25 protein-coding genes are annotated in these 23210 nt (G+C 32.8%); 15 read left to right on the forward strand and 10 right to left on the reverse strand.

Annotated features, from left to right (window positions below; genetic code table 11):
- Nucleotides 1–5: 5 nt before the first annotated feature.
- The 3 genes from APR43_RS11830 to APR43_RS11840 form a co-directional block, all read right to left on the reverse strand.
- Entirely contained in the window at nt 6–893 is an 888-nt protein-coding gene (locus APR43_RS11830) for a 3-hydroxyacyl-CoA dehydrogenase family protein (RefSeq protein WP_053472157.1), read from the reverse strand.
- 92 nt (nt 894–985) lie between these two features.
- Nucleotides 986–1951 (reverse strand): Gfo/Idh/MocA family protein, encoded by a 966-nt coding sequence (locus tag APR43_RS11835; RefSeq protein WP_053472158.1) that lies wholly within the window; start codon nt 1949–1951, stop codon nt 986–988.
- A 114-nt stretch (nt 1952–2065) separates the two neighbouring features.
- Complete coding sequence (locus APR43_RS11840) at nt 2066–3070, reverse strand: RDD family protein (RefSeq protein WP_053472159.1); 1005 nt, start codon at nt 3068–3070, stop codon at nt 2066–2068.
- Nucleotides 3071–3189: 119 nt separating this feature from the next.
- Between APR43_RS11840 and APR43_RS11845 the strand changes: the two genes are divergently transcribed.
- Nucleotides 3190–3831 (forward strand): protein-L-isoaspartate(D-aspartate) O-methyltransferase, encoded by a 642-nt coding sequence (locus APR43_RS11845; RefSeq protein ID WP_053472160.1) that lies wholly within the window; start codon nt 3190–3192, stop codon nt 3829–3831.
- A 322-nt stretch (nt 3832–4153) separates the two neighbouring features.
- Here the strand turns inward: APR43_RS11845 and APR43_RS11850 are convergent, their stop codons facing one another.
- The 3 genes from APR43_RS11850 to smpB form a co-directional block, all read right to left on the reverse strand.
- A complete protein-coding gene (locus tag APR43_RS11850; protein ID WP_053472161.1) occupies nt 4154–5203 on the reverse strand; it encodes a Fic family protein in 1050 nt (349 codons plus the stop codon).
- 87 nt (nt 5204–5290) lie between these two features.
- Nucleotides 5291–5932 (reverse strand): hypothetical protein, encoded by a 642-nt coding sequence (locus APR43_RS11855; RefSeq protein WP_053472162.1) that lies wholly within the window; start codon nt 5930–5932, stop codon nt 5291–5293.
- Nucleotides 5933–6010: 78 nt separating this feature from the next.
- Nucleotides 6011–6466: an SsrA-binding protein SmpB gene (gene smpB / locus APR43_RS11860; RefSeq protein WP_053472163.1), complete on the reverse strand. Its 456-nt coding sequence runs from the start codon at nt 6464–6466 to the stop codon at nt 6011–6013.
- Between the two features lie 138 nt (nt 6467–6604).
- Between smpB and APR43_RS11865 the strand changes: the two genes are divergently transcribed.
- Together APR43_RS11865 and APR43_RS11870 are read left to right on the forward strand one after the other, a co-directional pair.
- Nucleotides 6605–7243 (forward strand): outer membrane beta-barrel protein, encoded by a 639-nt coding sequence (locus APR43_RS11865; RefSeq protein WP_053472164.1) that lies wholly within the window; start codon nt 6605–6607, stop codon nt 7241–7243.
- A gap of 99 nt (nt 7244–7342) precedes the next feature.
- Nucleotides 7343–7567 carry a VF530 family DNA-binding protein gene (locus APR43_RS11870; protein ID WP_053472165.1) on the forward strand — a complete coding sequence of 75 codons (225 nt, stop codon included), beginning with the start codon at nt 7343–7345 and terminating at the stop codon, nt 7565–7567.
- Nucleotides 7568–7569: 2 nt separating this feature from the next.
- Here the strand turns inward: APR43_RS11870 and APR43_RS11875 are convergent, their stop codons facing one another.
- The 3 genes from APR43_RS11875 to APR43_RS11885 all read right to left on the reverse strand — a co-directional run bounded on the left by APR43_RS11875 (nt 7570) and on the right by APR43_RS11885 (nt 9659).
- Complete coding sequence (locus tag APR43_RS11875) at nt 7570–8127, reverse strand: DUF3575 domain-containing protein (protein ID WP_053472257.1); 558 nt, start codon at nt 8125–8127, stop codon at nt 7570–7572.
- 125 nt (nt 8128–8252) lie between these two features.
- Nucleotides 8253–8801 carry a GNAT family N-acetyltransferase gene (locus APR43_RS11880; protein ID WP_053472166.1) on the reverse strand — a complete coding sequence of 183 codons (549 nt, stop codon included), beginning with the start codon at nt 8799–8801 and terminating at the stop codon, nt 8253–8255.
- Between the two features lie 6 nt (nt 8802–8807).
- Nucleotides 8808–9659 carry an aldose 1-epimerase family protein gene (locus tag APR43_RS11885; RefSeq protein ID WP_053472167.1) on the reverse strand — a complete coding sequence of 284 codons (852 nt, stop codon included), beginning with the start codon at nt 9657–9659 and terminating at the stop codon, nt 8808–8810.
- Nucleotides 9660–9846: 187 nt separating this feature from the next.
- Between APR43_RS11885 and APR43_RS11890 the strand changes: the two genes are divergently transcribed.
- On the forward strand, nt 9847–12117 hold the full coding sequence (locus APR43_RS11890) for a M1 family metallopeptidase (RefSeq protein ID WP_053472168.1): 2271 nt from the start codon (nt 9847–9849) through the stop codon (nt 12115–12117).
- A 108-nt stretch (nt 12118–12225) separates the two neighbouring features.
- On the opposite strand, the gene APR43_RS11895 is transcribed toward APR43_RS11890, so the two are convergent.
- Nucleotides 12226–12456 (reverse strand): hypothetical protein, encoded by a 231-nt coding sequence (locus tag APR43_RS11895; protein WP_123924575.1) that lies wholly within the window; start codon nt 12454–12456, stop codon nt 12226–12228.
- A 201-nt stretch (nt 12457–12657) separates the two neighbouring features.
- On the opposite strand from APR43_RS11895, the gene APR43_RS11900 reads away from it, so the two are divergent.
- From APR43_RS11900 to APR43_RS11950, 11 genes are all read left to right on the forward strand, one after another.
- Nucleotides 12658–13305 (forward strand): GNAT family N-acetyltransferase, encoded by a 648-nt coding sequence (locus APR43_RS11900; RefSeq protein WP_053472170.1) that lies wholly within the window; start codon nt 12658–12660, stop codon nt 13303–13305.
- 55 nt (nt 13306–13360) lie between these two features.
- On the forward strand, nt 13361–14554 hold the full coding sequence (locus APR43_RS11905; protein WP_053472171.1) for an argininosuccinate synthase: 1194 nt from the start codon (nt 13361–13363) through the stop codon (nt 14552–14554).
- A gap of 54 nt (nt 14555–14608) precedes the next feature.
- Complete coding sequence (locus APR43_RS11910; protein ID WP_123959140.1) at nt 14609–14920, forward strand: hypothetical protein; 312 nt, start codon at nt 14609–14611, stop codon at nt 14918–14920.
- 13 nt (nt 14921–14933) lie between these two features.
- A complete protein-coding gene (gene argC / locus APR43_RS11915; protein WP_053472173.1) occupies nt 14934–15911 on the forward strand; it encodes an N-acetyl-gamma-glutamyl-phosphate reductase in 978 nt (325 codons plus the stop codon).
- 88 nt (nt 15912–15999) lie between these two features.
- Nucleotides 16000–17139, forward strand: a complete 1140-nt coding sequence (locus APR43_RS11920; RefSeq protein WP_053472174.1) for an aspartate aminotransferase family protein — start codon at nt 16000–16002, stop codon at nt 17137–17139.
- Nucleotides 17140–17242: 103 nt separating this feature from the next.
- Nucleotides 17243–18436, forward strand: a complete 1194-nt coding sequence (locus APR43_RS11925) for a glutamate-5-semialdehyde dehydrogenase (RefSeq protein WP_053472175.1) — start codon at nt 17243–17245, stop codon at nt 18434–18436.
- Nucleotides 18437–18645: 209 nt separating this feature from the next.
- On the forward strand, nt 18646–19407 hold the full coding sequence (gene proB / locus APR43_RS11930; RefSeq protein ID WP_053472258.1) for a glutamate 5-kinase: 762 nt from the start codon (nt 18646–18648) through the stop codon (nt 19405–19407).
- A gap of 106 nt (nt 19408–19513) precedes the next feature.
- Nucleotides 19514–19903 (forward strand): GxxExxY protein, encoded by a 390-nt coding sequence (locus APR43_RS11935; protein WP_053472176.1) that lies wholly within the window; start codon nt 19514–19516, stop codon nt 19901–19903.
- Nucleotides 19904–19995: 92 nt separating this feature from the next.
- Entirely contained in the window at nt 19996–20943 is a 948-nt protein-coding gene (locus APR43_RS11940) for an N-acetylornithine carbamoyltransferase (protein ID WP_053472177.1), read from the forward strand.
- A gap of 103 nt (nt 20944–21046) precedes the next feature.
- Nucleotides 21047–21820, forward strand: a complete 774-nt coding sequence (gene argB / locus APR43_RS11945) for an acetylglutamate kinase (RefSeq protein ID WP_053472178.1) — start codon at nt 21047–21049, stop codon at nt 21818–21820.
- A gap of 257 nt (nt 21821–22077) precedes the next feature.
- Entirely contained in the window at nt 22078–23148 is a 1071-nt protein-coding gene (locus APR43_RS11950) for a M20 family metallo-hydrolase (protein WP_053472179.1), read from the forward strand.
- Nucleotides 23149–23210 lie beyond the last annotated feature (62 nt).

Below are 23210 nucleotides of genomic sequence, written 5' to 3' on the forward strand. Positions count from 1 at the left end.
TAAGTCTATACAAACTGCTTCGAGATTTTCTCTGCTTTTTTACTTTCGCTGTAATCGTAAAAACCTTCGCCAGATTTCACACCCAATTTTCCGGCTCTTACCATATTTACTAAAAGTGGGCAAGGAGCATATTTAGGATTTTTGAATCCGTCGTACATTACATTTAAAATTGCAAGACAAACATCAAGACCAATAAAATCTGCTAATTGTAATGGTCCCATTGGATGTCCCATTCCTAATTTCATTACGGTATCAATTTCGTAAACTCCGGCAACTTTATTATATAACGTTTCGATTGCTTCGTTTAGCATTGGCATTAAAATTCTGTTTGCTACGAAACCAGGATAATCGTTTACTTCAACAGGAACTTTACCTAATTTCTCAGATAAATCCATGATGATTTTAGTTACTTCATCGCTTGTGTTGTAACCACGAATGATTTCAACTAATTTCATAATTGGCACCGGATTCATAAAGTGCATTCCGATAACACGTTCAGGATGTGCAACAACAGAACCAATTTGTGTAATTGAAATTGAAGAAGTATTGGTTGCTAAAATGGTATTGTGAGAACAAGCTTCGTTTAACTGCTTGAAAATATTTAGTTTTAATTCTACGTTTTCAGTTGCAGCTTCTACAACTAAATCAGCACCAACAACGCCGTCTTTAATATCGGTATAAGTAATAATATTAGTGATTGTTTTAGCAACATCTTCCTGCGTAATTGTTCCTTTTGCAAGCATACGGTCTAAATTAGCCGCAATAGTTGCCATTCCTTTATCTAATGATTTTTCAGAAACGTCGATTAATTTTACAGTAAATCCGCTTTGTGCAAATGTATGAGCAATTCCGTTACCCATTGTTCCTGCACCAATTACAGCTATAGTTTTCATTTTGTTTTTGGTATTTAAATTTTAAAAGTTAAGGTTTAAAGTGGCTTTTCTGCCAGCTTTAAACCTTAAAAATAATGAGTTATATTTTTATATTATTTATCGAAACAATCAATAATTTGATAAGCAACACGCAATGCATCTGTTGCCTGTTCAAGCGTTACAACCGGAGTTGTATCTGTGTTTATAGCATTTGCAAAAGATTCTAATTCGTCAAGAATTGCGTTGTTTTGCTCTACATCTGGATTTGTAAAATAGATTTGTTTTTTAACACCTTCGGCATTTTGCAGGATCATATCAAAATCTCCAGGAACTTCCGGTGCATCTTTCATACGAACGACTTCACATTTTTTCTCTAAAAAGTCAACTGAAATGTAAGCGTCTTTTTGAAAGAAACGTGATTTACGCATATTCTTTAAAGAAATTCTACTGGCAGTTAAATTGGCAACGCAGCCATTTTCAAATTCGATTCGGGCATTGGCAATATCAGGAGTTTCGCTGATAACCGAAACGCCGCTTGCATTAATATTTTTCACTTTTGATTTTACAACACTTAAAATAGCATCAATATCATGAATCATTAAATCCAGAACTACAGGAACGTCTGTACCACGCGGATTAAATTCGGCTAAACGATGTGTTTCAATAAACATTGGGTTTTCGATCATGTTTTTTGTAGCGATAAAAGCTGGGTTAAAACGCTCAACATGACCAACTTGTCCTTTTACGTTGTATTCTTTTGCTAAAGCCATAATTTCTTCGGCTTCTTCAACGGTATTGGCAATTGGCTTTTCAATAAAGATATGTTTTCCTGATTTAATTGCCACTTTTGCACATTTGTAGTGAGAAAGTGTTGGAGTTACAATGTCGATTACATCGACAGCATGTATAAGTTTTGCAATTGTACTGAAATTTTTATAGCCAAATTCTTTTGAGATTCTTTCGGCATTTTCTTGATTTTCGTCGTAAAATCCAACTAATTCGTATTTGTCAGATTGTTGTAATAAGCGTAAATGTATTTTACCAAGATGACCAGCACCTAAAACTCCTACTTTTAACATGAGAATGTATTTTAAACAAAAATATAATTTATTTGTCGAACGTGAAAATGAATGTAATAAAGATTTAGTGATTCTATAAATTAAAAATCAATCTTACTTGTTTGTTTTTATGAACTAGTATGGATATCTGCTAGACATAAAAAAATAAGTAACGATGAGTATACCAAATGCAACTGCTAAAAATAGTGTATATCGATCTTCAATTTTACGATCTATTTTTTTATTGACAACATATGTATCTGAATAGTCGTCATGCAGATTTTTCCCCATTAAAAAAGAGAAACTTTCAAACGGAACAAATCTTAATAATGTTCGTTTTAAAATCATTAAAAAATCAGGAGAATTCCCTTCTTCATCTATCACATTGCATGCTGTTATGGCTTTAGCAGGCGTAGTTTTAAATATAGATTCAAATACTAAGTAATAAATAAATTTAATGGTGCAAAAGAATGCTATAGCAGCAAATTTATCTCCAAATACTATTCTAAAATAAGTGAAAACAGAAGCTGATTCTTGATTTCTTTCCGCATAACTGATAAATCCAAAAACAATAACAATTATAACGAAAGAATCAATAAGTAAATTTATAAAACGCTTAGAATTTGAAGAGTTGTCAAGATTGTTTTCTGTTATTTGATTGTCATTATCAATAATCTTAGGATTTAATTCCTTGGTTATGAAATAATAGGGTATAAAAATGTATAATAAAGTAACTATAATATAGAGAACATCATAAACGCGGAGTTTGCTAATATTAAAAAGAGCAATAAAATAAAATACTTTTATTATAGAATCTAAAAACATTAAGCTGTAATTAAAAACTAACAGCTTTGTTTCCTTATATTTGGAAAAATAATAAATAATAGTACCCGAAAGAAAAGTTAGAAAAAAAGACAAATTTATAAGTCCCATTGAAATTGAACCGCCTTCTGCATTTCCATTAATTAAGTGTCTTGGAACATAGATATCCATTCCTGCGAAACCATATGGCTGAATCCTGAATACTATAAAATTTAGAAATTCTGTTACCTCTTCAAAATCATAAAAAACGAAAAAAAAGGATCTTAAAATGCCTAAGAGCGAAAAAAGTAAAGATAAACCGAGTATAATTTTTTTCATAAAATATTAGAATTCATTCAGGTTAGAGAATAAATCAAAAATAGAAATTAAATGATTAAAAAGTACTTGATAATTGATGATTTGTTTTCTTATTTTTGCGAAAATAAAACCTACCCATTTTGAAAGACACTGCCAAACATCAAGGACTTCGTAATCAATTAGTAAGCACTTTAGAACAAAAAGGAATTACTGACAGAGCGGTTCTGGATGCGATAAAAAAAATCCCAAGACACCTTTTTTTGAATTCAAGTTTTGAAGATTTTGCCTATCAGGATAAGGCTTTTCCTATTGGCGCGGGGCAGACTATTTCGCAGCCGTACACTGTGGCGTTTCAATCGCAGTTGTTAGAAGTAAAAAAAGATCACAAGATTCTGGAAATAGGAACGGGTTCAGGTTACCAAACAGCAGTTTTATTTGCTTTGGGCGCAAAAGTATATACTATCGAAAGACAAAATGAATTGTTTAAGCAGACTTCAATTTTATTTCCGAAACTAAACATTCGTCCTAAACATGTTTCTTTTGGAGATGGTTATAAAGGTTTGCCGCATTATGCTCCGTTTGACAGTATTATTGTAACTGCAGGCGCACCATTTATTCCACAGCCATTAATGGCACAGTTAAAAATAGGAGGAAGGCTGGTTATTCCGCTTGGAGAAGACGTTCAGATTATGACTTTGTTAATTAGAAAGAACGAAACTCAATTTGAAAAACACGAGTTTGGAGAATTTAGATTTGTTCCTTTATTAGAAGATAAAAATTAAAAAAATTAAGGGCTGTGTCAGAAATCGAGACAGCCTTTTTTAGTATTCAACAACATATATGTTCCGTAGGAACAATTCATTGGTAGAAAATTATGTTGTTGTTGATGTTTGTACGTTCCGTAGGAACGTTTGATTTTGATTATTTTAAATAATTAGGTATATCAAACGTTCCTACGGAACGTGTAAATTTGAGTGGTTGCTATTTTTTCTACCGATGAAACATTCCTACGGAATGATGTCTGATAAAAAATGAAAAGCTCAGTTTTTTAAACTAAATAATTATAGTAAAGGAGTTGTTTAGACTTTTTAAACACCCTTTTTTTTATTGAGTAAGAATTGCGATATATCTTTCTAAACTTTCTTTTTGTGTTTGAGCTATAAAAAGCAAAAAATCTTCTTTATCCTTTTTGGTCTGAGCAGTTTCCAGAGATTGATAATAACGGATTCTGTTTTCATAATCACCTTTAATATTGGCTATTAAATATCCTTTTTGCATCAAAATTAAATTCATGATTAATCTTGAAGTTCTTCCGTTTCCATCAATAAAAGGATGAATTGTTGCTAATCTTTCATGCATTTCAGCAGCTAAAATAACCGGATGAAGTTTGTTTTTATTGATTTCATACCAAATAAAATATTCCTCCATTTCTTGCTGAACTAATAAAGGCTGCGGCGGCATGTGGCTGCTGCCTTGTATCATAACCTGAACTTTTCGATAACGTCCAGCATCTTCCGGAATTATTCCTCTAAGAATTAAATTATGAATAGATAAGAGGTCACGTTCGTTTAATGAATTATTTTTACTCATTAAGTCTTTAATAAAACCAATGGCTTCCTGATGATTTATTGCCTCAAGATGTTCTTTCATGCTTTTTCCGGAAATGGTCAAACCTTCATTAATAACCATATCAGTTTCACGAAGTGTCATTGTATTTCCTTCAATTCTATTGCTTTCAAAGGTATATTCAAGTTCTAAAGCTTCCCTGATCTTAAAACTATCAAATTGCTTGTAAGAGTCTAATTTTTCTTTTAGAAGATCAATTTCTTTTAAGATTTTTTCTAAAGAAGTTGATAGCTTAAGATTTGATATAGTTTTGTTGTACTTGATTTCATCTTCTGCCATTTTTAAAGCTTTCAAAGCAAATTCCTCATCACCAATTTCATAAAGAATTTTTTCTTTAAGCCAGGCAATCATTAAAGTTTCGTAATCGATTTCTAAAAGCTGGGCGAGTTTTATAATTTGATCTTTGGTTGGTTTTCGCGTTCCAGATTCAAATTTGCTTATTAATGCCTGATCAATTCCGGCGAGCTGCGCTAGTTCACGCGTTTTTAAACCCTTTTGTTCTCTTGCATTTTTTAAAAGTGATTTCATTTTTTGATGAAAATTTAAGTCTTGACAAATTTAGTCATTTTTTATGCCATGAAAAAAGCAATAATATAATATTGCTTTCTTTTGAATTTATTTTGGAGGTAAAGAACCGTCTTTTCTCATTTCTTTAACCACAGCTTGCATAATAGCATCTACAGTTTGACCTAAGTCTGTAACATAATCTGATTTTGTAGTTCCCGTCCAGATTAATTTATTTTCTTTTAAAGAAAAAATATTGGTTTCAACCATATAATAAGTTGTTTCCTGATAATATCCGGGATCATAGTAAGCAGGAGAATACATTCCGTACCAGTTTCCGAAACCATAACCATAAACTCCAGAATATAAACCGTCAAAACCGCCGTAATACATTCCGGTATAAGATCCCGGAACATAAGTCGTTTCTTTTTCGGTGCTTACCAAACGCATGGTTACAACGCCGTCAAAATTTTCGTCCTGAAGAATTTTTAGTTTTTGTTCCTTTGTGAGATCTTTGGTTGTTTCGTTTAAGTATTGATAAGAAGTTTTAAAAATCGGGTTACTTGATGCAATTCGATTTTCGGTAATTCTCCTCGAAGCTTCATCTTTAACTAAAGCAACAACCAGGACTTTTTTAAAGTGTTCCTGGGCAACGGTTATTTTTGGATCTCTCCAGCTATTTACAATAGTTGTATTACTGCCACAACCTGAAAGTGACAGAATTGCAATGAGTAGAATTAAGTACTTTTTCATATTTTACAGTTATATTGTTTCTATAAAAATAACTATAAAATTTTGATAAACATAGATTTAGCCAGAATAAATGAAAGATTAGTTGTATGCTTTTTTAATTCTGTCTAAGTCACGTTTTGTATCTTGTTCTTTTAGAGATTCACGTTTGTCGTAGTTTTTCTTTCCTTTACAAAGACCAATCTGCAGTTTTGCAAGACCTTTTTCATTGGTAAACAATTTAAGCGGAACGATTGTAAGACCTTTTGCCTGAACGCTTTTATGAAGTGTTTTTAATTCTTTTTTATTTAAAAGCAATTTACGTTCGCTTCTTGATTTATGATTAAACTGGTTTCCAAACGAATATTCTTCGATGTAGGTATTGATAGCAAAAAGCTCCATACCGCTAAATTCGCAAAAGCTTTCTGTAATATTCGCTTTCCCTAAACGTATTGATTTGATTTCGGTTCCCGCCAAAACAATTCCGGCAGTATAAGTGTCGATTATCTCGTAATCAAAACGAGCTCTCTTATTAAGTATATTGACTGATTTTAACATGGTGGCAAAAGTAAGAAAAATGCAAGACATTCATACTGTCAAATATAATTAAAGATTTCTTTTAATCTATGATTTTAATCAGCTTCGACACAAAACCTTACTCATAAGTTTGTTCTGTAATTATAAAACAAACTTAAAATGAAAAAGATTTTTACATTAGTTGGTATTGCATTAATTGGTTTATCTGTAAAAGCTCAGGATTCGGCTCAAGGTTTAAAAGGAGCTTGGTTTGCAACTTCGCAATTTGGTTATCAGCAGACGAAAACGGCAGATTTAAAAAATACAAGTTTATCTGTACTTCCGGTTGTTGGTACATTTGTTACACCTTCGGTTGCCGTTGGAGCAGGAATTGGGTTTATTAATATAAAAGCAGATTCTAACGCTGGAACAGCTGCAAAAACAGATTTATTTGTGATTCAGCCTCTAGCAAGAAAATATTGGAATGTAGCGGGTTCGTTGTACTTCTTTGGACAAGCAGCTTTGCCGGTTATTACAGGAAAAGAAAAAGAAAGCGAGTTGAAAGTTAATCAGGTAGGATTATCTGTATCAGGAGGTTTTGACTATTTTGTTACGAAAAACTTCTCTGTAGAGTTCTCTTACGATTTGGCTAATTTTACTTCTACGACTATTGAGCCTAAAAATGGAGAAAAAACGACGGTTACAAATTTTGGGTTGGCGCATGTTGCAAATGTAGATCCGTTTTATAACACGATTTTAGCAGGAAGTAATCCAAATTTAACTTCACCGCTTTCTTTTGGATTTAAATTCGTATTCTAATTTTAGCTTTTAACGAATTGTATTAGGTGAATTCGTTAATTTTGCAAAAAAGACCGTTCTTTTTGGGAACGGTCTTTTGTATTATTTAAATTATATAAAATGGAAAGTAAATCTAAAGATCCGCTGCACGGAATCACACTTCAAAAGATTGTAGAAACCTTAGTCGACTATTATGGTTTTGACATTTTAGGAGAATTAATTCCTGTAAAATGTTTCACTTCAAATCCGAGTGTAAAATCAAGTCTTACTTTTTTAAGAAAAACCGATTGGGCGCGAAAAAAAGTGGAAGAATTATATGTAAAAACGCTTCCTAAATTCAGCTGATTTTAGTTCAGTTTATAGGAAATCATCACGCCGCCTCGATACGGAAGCCATTCTCCGCTTTTATTCCAGTTAGGCGCTTTTTCATATCTGCCTGGAGTTCCGTCATTATAATATCCGTGGTAAAAACCCTGATGCCATCCGCCTCCGGCAAAAATATCCAGTAAAAATTTATCGTTTAGTTTAATATTATAACCTACAGTAACTCCTAAACGGTAACCAAATCCGTGTTCATATTTGTTAGTATCCCAGTAATTCCATTTTTGTAATTGATAGAAATCTGGACCAGCGTGAGCACCAACATAAAATCCGTTGTATTTTTCTTTAAAATGATAACGAACTTCTGGAGTAAAAGTGTAAAATTCCATCGGATTATTTCCGTTAAATGATTTCCAGAAAGAAGCCATTACATCAAAACTAAAAGTGGTTTTTTCGCCAATACTTGTTTCGATACCAACGTTTGGAATCCCAACTAAAGCAGTAGCTCCGTTAAATTTTATAAAAGTCTGACTTTGTAATTGTATAGATAAAAAAAGAACAATAAAGGCGAATAATTTTTTCATGGTATTTTTTTGTGATCGCGGACGTAATCTGTTTTCGGCCACAAATATAACGCAATAGCACATTTACTATTGCAGGAATAGATGATTTTAACAAGAAATGTTTTTTGTGCGGAATAGTAAAATGCCTAGTTCTGAAGCAAAGAATAAATTACTTTATCCAAAAATTTGCCTTCATAAAGTTCCGCTTCTTTTAAATGAGCTTCCTTTACAAATCCGCATTTTTGTAATACCTTTTCAGATGCATAGTTTTCCGGATCAATTACCGCTTCGATCGAATGCAGTTTTAAATCCTCAAAACCATATTGAATTAATCTATTTACAGCTTCGGGAATAATTCCTTTTCCATGAAAATCAGGCGATAACATATAACCAATTTCTGCACGATGATTTTCGGGCTGCATTCTGTAATAACCAATAATTCCCAAAAGTTTAGGATTATCTTTTAGCGTAATTCCCCAATTAATTCCAACATTGGTTTCTATTTTTTCCTCAATCATAGCAATATGTTCCAATGCATCTTCATTATTTTTAACTAATGGTCTCGGAATATATTTCATAGTTTCAGGATTCGAACGCAATTCAAAAACTTCATTTACGTCATCATTCGTAATTCTTCTTAAAAGTAAACGCTCTGTTTCGATTACCGGAAAAGGGTGAAAGTTAAATTCTAACATCTTAAATTATACTATTTTAATACTGAATTTTGAATGAAATGACTGATCGACATCTAGAATCAAAATCCCTTCTTTTTTAAACAAATCTCCTGAATTATCTGCCGTGTCCGAATATCCAAACCAAGGCTCAATACAAACAAAAGGAGCCTGATCTTTTGTCCAGATTCCCAAACTCGGAAAATCTTCAAATTCAACCTGTACATAAGGTTTTGAATTTTCGAGAATAGTTAATGAATTAGATTCTAATGTTTTAAAAACCAAAGCATCATTTTCGAAAAGTTTATAGTTTAATGGAACAACATTTTCTGTAGTTTTTAAAGTTTCGGTTTTATTCGAAATCAAATCATTTTCAAGAAGGTTATATTTCAAAGGTTCAGCTTTTTCAAACTTAAAAGCATAATTTTCAAACTTTTCAGGAAGTGCAATCGCCGGATGCGCTCCAATTGAGAAAGGCATTTTTGATTCACTTTTATTGATAACCACATATTCGATATTTAAAGTCGTATTCTCTAACGTATAAATAAGCTGCAGTTCAAATTCGAATGGATATTTCTTTAGAGTTTCAGCATTTGATTCTAACGAAAAAACCGCACTGTTGCCTGTTTTTTCAATAAGTTGAAATTCCATATCCCTTGCAAAACCATGTCTTGGCAATTGATATTCTTTTTTATCAATAGTATAAATGTTGTTTTTTAATGTACCAACAATAGGGAAAAGAATAGGAGAGTGTTTACCCCAAAAATCAGGATTTCCTTCCCAGATATATTCTTTATTTTGATTGTCTTTTAAAGAGAACAATTCTGCTCCGGCATTTTTAATCGAAGCCTTAAGTGTTGAATTTGATATAGTTGTGCTCAAAATGTTATTTATTGAAAAGAATTAGTCTTAAATCTTGATGTAAATATATTTTATAAATTTTATTTTTTAGGAAAAAGCTTAGAATTATTTTTTTAATAAATTTTTGCTAAAATTAAATTTATCCTTTTCGTTTTCTCTGTAAATACCTTTTTTTTTCATTAATTTGCTACATAAACAGCTAAAAAATATGAAAAAACAATCTTCAAAAGCCTTTTTAACCATGGCTTTACTTGTTGGGATTTCTTCAGTTTGGGCGCAGCAGACTCCGCCGGCGACGACAGCAAATCCAGCAAACAATTATAATTATCATGATGCATTTGCACCACATTTTTATACTAAAAACGGTACTTCTACAAGAACTGCAAGCGGACAGCCAGGCGTTGAATACTGGCAAAACAGAGCCGATTATCAAATAACAGCAAAACTAAATGGAACTACAAATGAAATTGTAGGTACAGATGAAATTACATATACAAATAATAGTCCTGATAAACTTGGATTTCTTTGGCTGAATTTAGATCAAAATTTGTTCAAAGAAGATTCCAGAGGAAATGCTGTTGTGCCTTTAACCGGAAGCCGTAACGGAGCTCAAGGTCAGGTTTTTGACGGAGGAAATAAAATTAAATCTGTAAAAGTAATTTCTGGCGGGAAAACCAAAACAGAAGTTGAGGCAAAATATATCGTTACAGATACCAGAATGCAGATTTTTCTTCCACAGGAATTAGCTGCAAAAGGAGCTTCTGTAAAAATTAAAATCGAATTCTCATTCATTGCACCATTTGAAGGTTCAGACAGAATGGGAGTTTTAGAAACTAAAAACGGAAAAATATTCACAATCGCACAATGGTATCCGCGTATGTGTGTGTATGATGACGTAAGAGGCTGGAATACGGCACCTTATTTAGGCGCTTCTGAGTTTTATTTAGAATATGGAGATTTTGATGTAAAATTGACCGTTCCTGCAAACCACTACGTTGTAGGTTCCGGAGAATTAGTAAACGGAGCAGAAGTTTTTTCTGCAGAACAATTGAAAAGATATAAAGATGCTTCTCAAAGTGATAAAACCGTTATAATTCGTTCTGCAGATGAAGTTGCTGCGACTGCAAACAGCAATGCTTCGGCACAAAAAACATGGCATTATAAAATTAAAAATGCACGTGATTTTTCTTGGGCATCATCTCCGGCTTTTATTTTAGATGGAGCAAGAATCAATTTGCCAAGCGGAAAAAAATCTTTAGCATTATCTGCATATCCTGTTGAAAGTTCAGGAAATGATGCTTGGGGACGTTCTACAGAATATACTAAAGCGTCAATTGAAAATTATTCTAAAAGATGGTTCGAATATCCTTATCCTGCAGCTACCAACGTAGCAGGAAATGAGGGTGGAATGGAATATCCGGGAATTGTTTTCTGCGGATGGAAATCTAAAGGAGATGATTTATGGGGAGTTACAGATCACGAATTCGGACATATTTGGTTCCCAATGATTGTAGGTTCAAACGAGCGTTATTTTGCCTGGATGGATGAAGGTTTCAATACCTTTATTAACTCTGTAAGTTCTTACGATTTTAATAATGGAGAATACAAACAGCCTGCATCTAATTTACATGAAGAAGCAGAATATTTTACAGATCCAAAATTAGAAACCATTATGAGTTCTCCTGATAATATGAAGGAAGCTAATATTGGTGTTTTATGTTATGCAAAACCAAGTGCAGGATTAGTTATTTTAAGAGAGCAGGTTTTAGGACAAGAGCGTTTTGATAAAGCATTACGTACTTATGTAGAGCGTTGGGCTTACAAACACCCAACTCCTGATGATTTCTTTAGAACTATTGAAAATGTTGCAGGTGAAGATTTAAGCTGGTTCTGGAGAAGCTGGTTCGTAAATAACTGGAGATTTGATCAAGGAATCAATTGGATTAAATATGTAAAAAATGATCCGGCAAAAGGTGTAATCATCAATGTGGAGAATTTTGATAAAATGCCAATGCCAATTGTTTTAGATGTAAAAACAAAAAGTGGAAAAGTAACAAGAGTTAAGCTTCCGGTAGAAATTTGGCAGCGTAACAACGAGTGGTCTTTCAAACATAATTCAACAGAAGAAATTGAAAGTATTACACTAGATCCAGATCACGCTTTCCCAGATTATAACGATAGTAATAATGTGTGGACAGCGGGAAAGGGAAAAGTTGAAAAGGATATTATTTTAGATGGTTATGTAGGGAATTATGTTACTGTAAAATCACCCTTAACAATTGAATTGACAGAGAAAAACAGCGTTTTAAATGCGGAACTTCCAAACTATCCAAAATTTACTTTAACTCCTGTTGCAGGTGAAAAAGATACTTTTGAGTCAAAAAGAGCAGGATTGAAATTTAAATTCAACGAAGCCAAAACAGGTTTCGATATGATACTTATAGATAATGGACAAGTAATCCCATTTACGAAAAAGTAATAATTCAAAAATAGAAGTATTTAAAAACCCGATAGTTATTATAGCTATCGGGTTTTGTTTTTGTTTCAAGTTTCAGGTTTGCGTGCACGAATTTAAAATCTTAGAATCTCAGCATCTTAGAACCTTAGCATCTTTCAAAAAATAACTTTTCATTAAAAAAATGTTAGAATTTTGATTTTTTGTTTTGTGAATAAAAAAATAATGTACTTTTGCACCGATGAATAAAATAAGTTTACATACAACTTCTTTGTCACGGACAAACTCACCGATTACTTCTCCCGAAGTACGGATACTATCTCTATAGTATTCACTGAGTTTTATAGCCGTATATTTATTCATATCCATTTTTCATTTTGAAATCACATAATTTGTCCATTGGACAAACATATCCTAAAAGTATTTATTATTTTGTAAATTTTCTTAATCAACTTTTTGATTTTGAATATGTTACTTCTATTTTGCTTAATTTTATTGGATTCAATTCTGGATTTCAAACTAAACAATATGCTTTAATTTTTAACTCTAACTTCAATTATTGAAATGAAGATCTCTATTGTTGTTACCCAGGAAGAACACTTCAAATTCGCACAGGAAATTTGCGATACGATAGAATCATCTGCCTTGTTAAGAGGTACGGGGATTGCTAAAAGAACTCCTGAGTATATTCAGAAAAAAATGTCGAATGGTGATGCAATGATTGCTCTGGCAGACGGGAAATTTGCAGGTTTTTGTTATATCGAAAGCTGGCAGCACGGAAAATTCGTAGCACATTCTGGATTAATCGTTCATCCTGACTACAGAAGTTTAGGTTTGGCAAAAAAGATAAAATCTAAAGTTTTTGATTATTCTTTGAAGAGATATCCAGATGCTAAAATATTCGGAATCACAACTGGTTTGGCAGTTATGAAAATCAATTCTGAATTAGGTTATAAACCCGTTCCTTTCTCAGAATTAACGACAGATCCAAGTTTTTGGTCAGGTTGTAAAACTTGTACTAATTACCAAATTCTGCAAAGCAAAGAAAACAAAATGTGTCTTTGTACGGGAATGCTATACGATCCAAAAGAAAAACAAAAAAACCCGCCAAGACATCCTTTTAATGAGGCTGTTTTAAGCAGACTTAAAAAAATCAAACAAGCTTTATTTCTAAACAAAATATTGTCATTTGTTTTTTTATTCAAAATTTAACCAAAAAGAAATCTCAAACTGCTAAATACGAAAGTATTGGCCAAAATTATAAAAAATGAAAAAAGTAGTATTAGCTTATAGCGGAGGATTAGATACCTCGTATTGTTTGAAATATTTAAAAAATGAAAAAGGATACGAAGTTCACACTGTATTGGTAGATACAGGAGGATTTGACGCAGAAGAATTATCAGCCATTGAAAAAAGAGCTTACGAATTAGGAAGTGCACAACACGCAAACCTTACAATCGTAGACAAATATTATGATAAAGCTATAAAATATTTGATTTTCGGAAACGTATTAAAAAACAATACATATCCGTTATCAGTAAGTGCAGAACGTGTTTTTCAAGCAATTGAAGCTATAAAATATGCTAAAAAAGTAGGAGCAAGTGCGATCGCACACGGAAGTACAGGTGCAGGAAATGACCAAATTCGTTTTGATTTAATTTTCCAAACCATTGCTCCGGAAATTGAAATTATTACACCAATTAGAGATTTAAAACTTTCAAGACAAGAAGAAGTAGATTATTTATCTAAAAACGGAGTTCACTATTCTTGGGAAAAAGCACAATATTCTATCAATAAAGGACTTTGGGGAACAAGTGTAGGAGGAAAAGAAACTTTAACTTCAGGACAGCCATTGCCAAGTGAAGCTTATCCATCTCAATTAAAAAAAGAAGGAGAAGAAAAAGTAACCTTACATTTTGAACAAGGAGAATTAGTTGGAATAAATGGTAAAACAGATAAACCATCAAACAATATTGTGGCTCTGGAAAAATTGGCAAATGCTTATGCAATTGGTAGAGATATTCACGTTGGAGATACAATTATTGGAATTAAAGGAAGAGTTGGTTTTGAAGCCGCTGCGCCATTAATTATTATCAAAGCACACCATTTATTAGAGAAACATACTCTTGGAAAATGGCAGCAATACTGGAAAGAACAACTAGGAAACTGGTACGGAATGTTATTTCACGAAGGTCAGTTTTTAGATCCGGTTATGAGAAACATTGAAACTTTCCTGCAAGACACACAAAAAACAGTAAACGGAACTGTAACCGTTTCATTAAAACCATACCATTTTTCACTTGACGGAATCGAATCTAAAAATGATTTGATGAATACAGGTTTTGGTCAATACGGAGAAATGAACAACGCTTGGACATCTGATGATGCAAAAGGATTTATCAAAATTCTTGGAAATGCACAAAACATATTTTCATCTGTAAATCAATTAGATCATGATTAATTTGGCAGAGGCATAATGGTTATTGGGATTTTGGTATTTATTATAATACTAATAATGCTGGGACTGGCACTCTTTTTTAAAGATAATTTAAGTACAGTATTTTTTACTAATAGAAATTTTGTAGCAGGTTTTTTTTCTGTTTCAATAATAGCTATAAGTTATACAATTTTGATTTTTCCAAGTCCAATTGAACTAATCAATCAAGTATTCGCGATATTTAGTACAGTGCCTTTTATGTTAGCTTTTTTTGGAGGAGGATTTATGCTTTTTCTGGGATTACTAATAGAAGTAATAATTCTCTTTTTTGTAATTAGAGCATTTTTACCAACTCAAAATAAGAATTTAGATAAAAATAATTTTAGTTAAAAAAATAGAAACTATGATTAATGTCGGAATAATTGGTGGTTCGGGTTACACAGCCGGAGAACTCATCAGAATTTTAATGTATCATCCAAAAGTAAACATCGATTTTGTTTACAGTACAACAAATGCCGGAAAACCACTTTCTGTGGCGCACCACGATTTGATGGGTGATATCGAAATGAATTTTACGGATATAATAAATCCTGACGTAAATGTGGTATTTTTATGTTTAGGTCACGGAAAATCAATTTCATTTTTACAGCAAAACGCATTTGCAAACCACACTAAAATTATCGATTTAGGAAATGATTTCAGGTTAAATAAAGATGCTCATTTTCAAGGAAAAGATTTTATTTACGGCTTACCTGAATTGAACAAAGCAGAAATCAAAAAAGCAAATTATATTGCAAATCCTGGTTGTTTTGCTACAGCTATACAATTGGCTTTGTTGCCATTAGCAGAACATAATATGCTAAATAATGATGTTCATATTAATGCTACAACCGGAAGTACTGGTGCAGGAGTTGGACTTTCAGAAACGTCTCATTTCAGTTGGAGAAACAACAATATGTCGCATTATAAAGCTTTTGAACACCAGCATTTAGGCGAAATTTCAGAAAGTTTGGTGCAGCTGCAGGACGATTTCGAAAGCGAGTTGCTTTTTATTCCGAACAGAGGAGATTTTCCAAGAGGAATTTTTGCAACTTTATATACATTATGTGATGATAGTTTGGAACAATTAGTAGAGAAATACGAAGATTTCTATAAAAACGAACCTTTTGTAACCGTAACCACAACAAACATCAACTTAAAACAAGTGGTGCAAACGAATAAATGTATCATTAGTTTATTGAAAAAAGGAAACCGGGTTCTCATAACATCAATTATAGATAATTTAACCAAAGGTGCTTCAGGACAAGCGATTCAAAACATGAATTTAATGTTCGGATTAGAAGAAACCACAGGTTTAAATTTGAGACCAAGCGGATTTTAATAATAGTTTCAAGTTTTAAGTTTCAGGTTTCACGTTCTGTACGTAACCTGAAACTTGAAACCTGAAGCAAAATTAACAAAAAACAAAAATGAACTTATTCAACGTTTACCCATTATACGACATAACTCCAGTAAAAGCAGTAGATTGTACAATTATTGACGACAAAGGAGTAGAATATTTAGATTTATACAGCGGACATGGTGTGATTTCTATCGGACACACACAGCCGGATTATGTAGCAAAATTGAAGAATCAATTAGACCATTTAGGATTTTATTCAAATGCGATTCAGAATCCTTTGCAGGTTGAATTGGCACAGAAATTAGGAAAGCTTTCTGGTCTTGAAGATTACGAATTGTTTTTATGCAGTTCTGGTGCTGAAGCCAATGAAAATGCTTTGAAATTAGCTTCTTTCCATAACGGAAAATCAAGAGTTGTGGCTTTTGATAATTCTTTCCACGGAAGAACTTCTGCAGCTGTTGCCGTTACAGATAATAAAAAAATCGTTGCGCCCTTAAATGCACAGCAAGAAGTTACTTTTTTACCTTTAAATCAAATCGGATTAGTTGAAGCTGAATTGGCTAAAGGCGATGTTACAGCAGTAATTATCGAAGGAATTCAAGGAGTTGGAGGTTTAGACCAAGGAACAACTGAGTTTTTCCAGGCTTTAGAAAAAACTTGTAAAAAACACGATGTTGTTTTGATTTTAGATGAAGTACAATCAGGATACGGAAGAAGCGGGAAATTCTTTGCTTTCCAACACCACGGAATCAACGCTGATATTATTTCAGTAGCAAAAGGAATGGGAAATGGATTTCCGGTTGGGGCGATTTTAATTTCTCCAAAATTCGAAGCTAGTTTCGGATTATTAGGAACAACTTTCGGCGGAAGCCATTTATCTTGTGCAGCAGGAATTGCAGTTCTTGATGTAATTGAAAAACTTGATTTACAAAAGAATGTAAACGAGGTTTATGAATATTTCTTAGAGAAAATCAAAGAAGTGGAAGGCATCAAACAAGTAAAAGGAAAAGGTTTAATGCTTGGAGTAGAATTTGATTTTGATGTTGCCGCTTTAAGAAAGAAATTAATCATCGAAAAACACATTTTTACAGGAAGCGCAAACAATAAAAATCTATTAAGAATTTTACCGCCATTAACAGTGAAAAAAGCTGATATTGATACATTTATAGTAGCTTTAAAAGAAAGTTTGGAAGAACTAAAAAACTAAATTATCACGAAGTCAAACCTGACGGGTTTTTAAAACCCCTCAGGTTTAAAATATAAGTTTCTAAAAAGAAACTAAACCAAAAAACAACCAACCAACTACAATTATGAATCCATTATCAATTGAAAAACGTAATCTGGTTTTGCGATCTATGGCAAAGCAGGTCGAGCAGGAGCGGAGTCAGATTATCTTGACCAATCAGGAAGATCTTGCCGATTACGACGGTTCCGATTTAGCGATGGAAGAACGCTTAAAAGTAGATGATAAAAAAGTCGACGAAATGATTTTATCATTAAACCAATTGGCTTCTCAAGAAGATCCAGTTGGAGTTGAGCGTTTTCATTTCACTCATGATAATGGAATTAAAGTCATAAATAAAACCGCTGCTTTCGGAACGATTTTAATTATTTACGAATCTCGCCCAGATGTTACAATCGAAGCGGGTGGAATTGCCTTTAAATCCGGAAATAAGATTTTATTAAAAGGAGGAAAAGAGTCTTTAAAATCAAATTTGAAAATCGTAAATCTTTGGCACAAAGCTTTAGAAGAAAACGGAGTTTCAAAAGATTGGGTTGAATATCTAAATTATAATAGAACAGAAACTCAGGCTTTTCTAGAAAAACCAACTCAAAAAGTCGATTTAATAGTTCCAAGAGGCGGAGAAAAATTAATTGAGTTTGTAAAAGCGCACGCCACTTGTCCCGTAATTGTAAGCGGACGAGGAAATAATTTTGTTTACGTTCATGAAAAAGCAGATACAGATTTAGCTTTAAAAGTAATTCTAAATGCTAAAACTGCTAAAATTTCGGCCTGTAATGCTTTGGATAAAGTTTTGATAGATTCTAAACTTCCCAATTTTGAAGATTTTACAGCCATGTTGATTGAAGCTTTAATTGAAGCAAAAGTGGAAGTTATTGTAGATAAATCTTTAGCAAATTTTGAAAATACTAAAACACTTCAAAACGAAGATATTTGGTACGAAGAATTTCTAGATTATAAAATCGTAATCGGAACAATTGATTCTCAGGAAAATGCGATCGAGAAAATCAATAAATATTGCGGCGGACATTCGGCAGCAATTATTTCAAGAGATAACGAAGCAGCACAGCAATTTATGGAAGCGATAGATGCCGCAGCAGTTTATCAAAATGCCTCAACCCGTTTCACAGACGGCGGACAATTTGGTTTAGGTGGAGAATTAGCGATAAGCACTGACAAATTACATCAACGTGGTCCAATCGGTTTGCAACATCTTGTAACCAATAAATGGTACGTGTACGGAGAAGGGCAGATACGATAATTTTAGATTTTAGAGTTCAGATTTTAGATTGATGATTAACGATTTTTGATTTCAGATTATTGGAATTTGGAATTTATTTTTTGGAATTTAACTATATATAAAGCTTTGCTAACTTAGCGTTTGTAAACAAAAAAAATATAAAAAAACTTTGCGCCTTTGCGTTAAAAATAACTTAGTGCCTTAGCGCCTTCGTGGCAAAAACAAAAGACATGGCAAAAAAACGGATTTTATTAAAAATAGGAAGTAATACTTTAACCAAAGAAACCAATCATATTTCGCGGGGAAAGATTGAAGACCTCGGAATACAGATTGCGGCTTTAAACGACGAATATGAATTTATCATAGTGAGTTCAGGAGCAATTGCGGCAGCGAAGCAATTTGTAAAACTGGATAATCAGGATAAAGATGTTTTTGTAAAGCAGGCTTTGGCTTCTATTGGGCAGCCTCATTTAATGCGGATTTACAATGAAAATTTTAAGGATTTAGGATTAAATACTTCGCAGTGTTTACTTTCTTATTCTGATTTCGAAAAAGAGCAGACTAAAAAGAACATTGTAAATACCATTAATGTATTGGTTAAAAACAATTACATTCCGATTATTAATGAAAATGATACCGTTGCCACAGATGAGATTCGGTTTGGAGATAATGATAAATTAGCGGCTTTAACGGCGGTTCTTTTAAATGTTGATATTCTGATTATTGCAACCAATACAAACGGAATTTATACGAAAGATTCTATTCACGATGAGATTCCGGAAACGATAAAATTAGTTAATGATTTAAAAACGCTTGAAAAAGAAATCGGCGAATCAAAATCATCACACGGAACAGGAGGAATGCAGTCTAAAATAGAAGCAGCTGGAATTGCAAAAGCAGCAAATATAGAAACCTGGATCGTAAATGGATTAAATGATAATTTCATTTTAAAGGCATTAAAGGATGAGATTTCTTTTACCAAGATTGTGTGATATGAACGCGGATGACACAGATTCGCTATCGCGAAGACGCTGATTTAAACGGATTTTATATTTGATTTTAATTTTTTATGTAGTATATTTCATTCAAAAATATTTTATGGAATTATTGCATCGAGAGTTGACCGACGTCATTATCAAAACTTTTTATGAAGTTTATAATGAATTAGGGTATGGGTTTTTAGAAAGAGTTTACCAAAATTCCTTGTATTTGGAATTGAAAAATAAAGGTTTGTATGTTGAAGCTCAGAAGAAAATTAAAGTTTATTATAAAGGTATTGAAGTTGAAGAATATTATGCAGATTTAGTAGTTGAAGATTTAATTATTTTAGAATTAAAAGCGGCTAATTGTATTGTAATCGAGTTTGAAAATCAAATTTTGAATTATTTAAAAGGTACAGACTGTGAAGTAGGTTTACTTCTAAATTTTGGAACAAAACCAGAATTTAAACGAAAAGTATTTGAAAACAGTAGAAAAATAAGAATATAAAAAATCCGCGTTAATCTGCGTCTTCGCAAAGCGAATCCGTATAATCCGCGTCTAATTTTTTAGAAACCAATAAGAAAAACAAAACCAAGAAGATGAATTATATTTCAATAAAAGATATCGACTCATTATCAAAATGGGTAAAAAGTGCGATCAAGATCAAAAAAGATCCACTTAAAAATAAAAAATTAGGAAAAAACAAAACATTAGGAATGTTATTCTTCAATCCGAGTTTAAGAACGCGTTTGAGTACACAAAAAGCGGCTTTAAACTTAGGAATGAACGTTATGGTAATGAATTTTACCAACGAAGGCTGGACATTAGAGTTCGAAGACGGAGCCGTTATGAATTCCGGTGCTTCAGAACATATCAAAGAAGCAGCAGAAGTAGTTTCCCAATATTGTGATATCATCGCAATCCGTGCTTTTGCAAGTTTAGTTAATAAAGAAAAAGATTATCAGGAAACCGTTATTTCAGGATTTTTGAAATACGCTACTGTGCCAATTGTAAACATGGAAAGTGCTGTTCGTCATCCATTACAATCTTTAGCAGATGCTATTACGATGGAAGAACACAAAACGAAACACAAACCCAAAGTAGTACTTTCTTGGGCGCCACATCCAAAAGCTTTGCCTCAGGCGGTTGCGAATTCATTCGTAGAAATGATGCAAATGCAAAAAGACATGGATTTTGTAATCACACACCCGGAAGGTTACGAACTAAGTCCGGAAATAACAAAAGACAGCAAAATCGAATACGATCAAAACAAAGCTTTTGAAAATGCAGATTTCGTTTACGTAAAGAATTGGAGTAATTTCAACGATTACGGAAAAGTAACCAACAGCGATCCAAACTGGACTGTTACAGCCGAAAAAATGGCTTTAACGAACAACGGAAAATTCATGCACTGTCTTCCAGTTCGTCGTAACGTAATTGTGAGCGACGAAGTTTTAGACGGAGAAAATTCAATCGTAATCGAACAAGCGAATAACAGAACGTATTCGGCACAATTAGTTTTACAAAAGATTTTGAAGAAAATATAATTTATAGGTGCAAAGGTTCAAAGTTGCAAAGGATCAGAGGTTTTATAGCCTTGAGAAAAACCTTTGAACCTTTGTCCCTCTGTCCCTTTGAACCTTGAAAGAAATGAACGTATCAGTAATAAAAATAGGTGGAAACATCATCGATAATCCAGAAGAATTAGAACAATTCTTAACCGATTTTTCTAAAATTGAAGGCTATAAAGTTTTAGTTCACGGTGGTGGAAAATCGGCTACAAAAATGGCTCAGAGTATTGGTTTGGTTCCGCAAATGATTGACGGACGCCGAATTACAGATGCTCCAATGCTTGATGTTGTAGTAATGATTTACGCAGGACAAATCAACAAACATATTGTAGCGCAATTGCAGGCAAAAGACAATAATGCAATTGGTTTTTCGGGTGCTGACGGGAATTTGATTCAATCCGTAAAAAGAAATCACCCCACAATCGATTATGGATTTGTAGGCGATGTAAAACAAATCAATACCAAATTGCTGGCAACTTTATTAGAAGCTGGAATTGTTCCTGTTTTCTGCGCCATTACACACGATAAAAACGGACAATTATTAAACACAAATGCAGATACAATTGCAAGCGAATTATCAATTGCATTATCAGAAGTTTTTGACGTTACTCTGATATATTGTTTTGAAAAACAAGGCGTTTTACAAGATTCAGAAGACGATTCATCTGTAATAACAGAAATAAACGAAACATTATACAATAAACTAAAAGAAGAAAAAGTAATCCATTCCGGAATGATTCCAAAACTGGATAATTGTTTTAATAGTTTATCAAGAGGTGTACAGAAAATTAAAATTGGACATCATAAAATGCTTCAAAATTCAGATATTCCGCACACAACTATTACATTATAAAAGATGTTGCCACGAATTGACTCTAATTTTTTCTTTTAAAAGAGAAAATAATTTTAGACTTACATTAAAAAGTTTATTTTGATTTTAAATCTGTTACAAAAAAACAATTTGTGAAAATTCGTGTAATTAGTGGCAAAAAAACAGCACTGCGCAGTGCTTTTAAAATTTAATTTTAGAAATTTGCGCAAATCAAAAATGTCACGATTTTTATTAAAAACTTTGTGACTTCGCGCCTTCGTGGCAAAGAAACCAAACTTATGAAAAGTATAAATACGCTTACTCAGGAAGCAATTAGTTTATTAAAAAGACTAATCGAAACCCCTTCATTTTCAAGTGAAGAAGACCAAACAGCTCTTTTAATCGAAAATTGGTTCAATCAAAATGAAATTCCTTTCAAAAGAGAAAACAATAATGTGTGGGCTTTCAACAAATATTTCGACGAAAACAAACCAACACTTTTACTTAATTCACATCACGATACCGTAAGACCCAATCAAGCTTATACTAATGATCCGTTTAAAGCGATTGAAAAAGACGGAAAACTATTCGGATTAGGAAGTAATGATGCAGGCGGATGCTTGGTTTCATTATTAGCGACTTTTGTTCATTTTTACGAAAATCAAAATCTTTCGCACAATATTGTAATTGTGGCTTCCGCCGAAGAAGAAAGCAGCGGAAAAAACGGTTTAAACAGTGTTTTAAAGCATTTGCCAGAATTAGATTGCGCTATTGTTGGCGAACCAACTTTAATGCAATTAGCAGTTGCAGAAAAAGGTTTATTAGTTCTTGACGTAAAAGTAAAAGGAATTGCTAGCCACGCTGCACATCAAAATGATGATAATTCAATATACAAATCAATTCCAGTAATGGAATGGTTTAAAAACTATAAATTCGATAAAATCTCAGACGTTTTAGGTCCTGTAAAAATGACCGTAACACAAATCAGTGCAGGAAAACAACATAATGTAGTACCTTCAGAATGTGATTTAGTGGTTGATATCCGCGTAACAGACCGTTACACAAATGCTGAAATTTTGGAAGTTGTAAAAGCAAATGTAAATGCCGAAGTAACGCCAAGATCCATGCATTTAAACGCATCGTCAATTCCAGTTTCACACGGTTTGGTTCAGGCGGGAATTGCTTTGGGAAGAACAACTTATGGTTCGCCGACACTTTCTGATCAATCTGTTTTAAGCTGTCAGTCTTTAAAATTAGGGCCTGGAGAAACTTTGCGGTCACATTCAGCAGACGAATTTATTTTTGTAAATGAAATTGAAGAAGGAGTCGATTTATATATCAAAATACTAACTGATTTTTTTAAATTATAATTGTCATCCTGAGCGTAGTCGAAGGATTTAGGAGCTAATCCCGCTATCCGTTCCAATCTTTT

The sequence above is a fragment of the Flavobacterium sp. NLM genome, from assembly GCF_002210235.1.
Classification (GTDB): domain Bacteria; phylum Bacteroidota; class Bacteroidia; order Flavobacteriales; family Flavobacteriaceae; genus Flavobacterium; species Flavobacterium panici.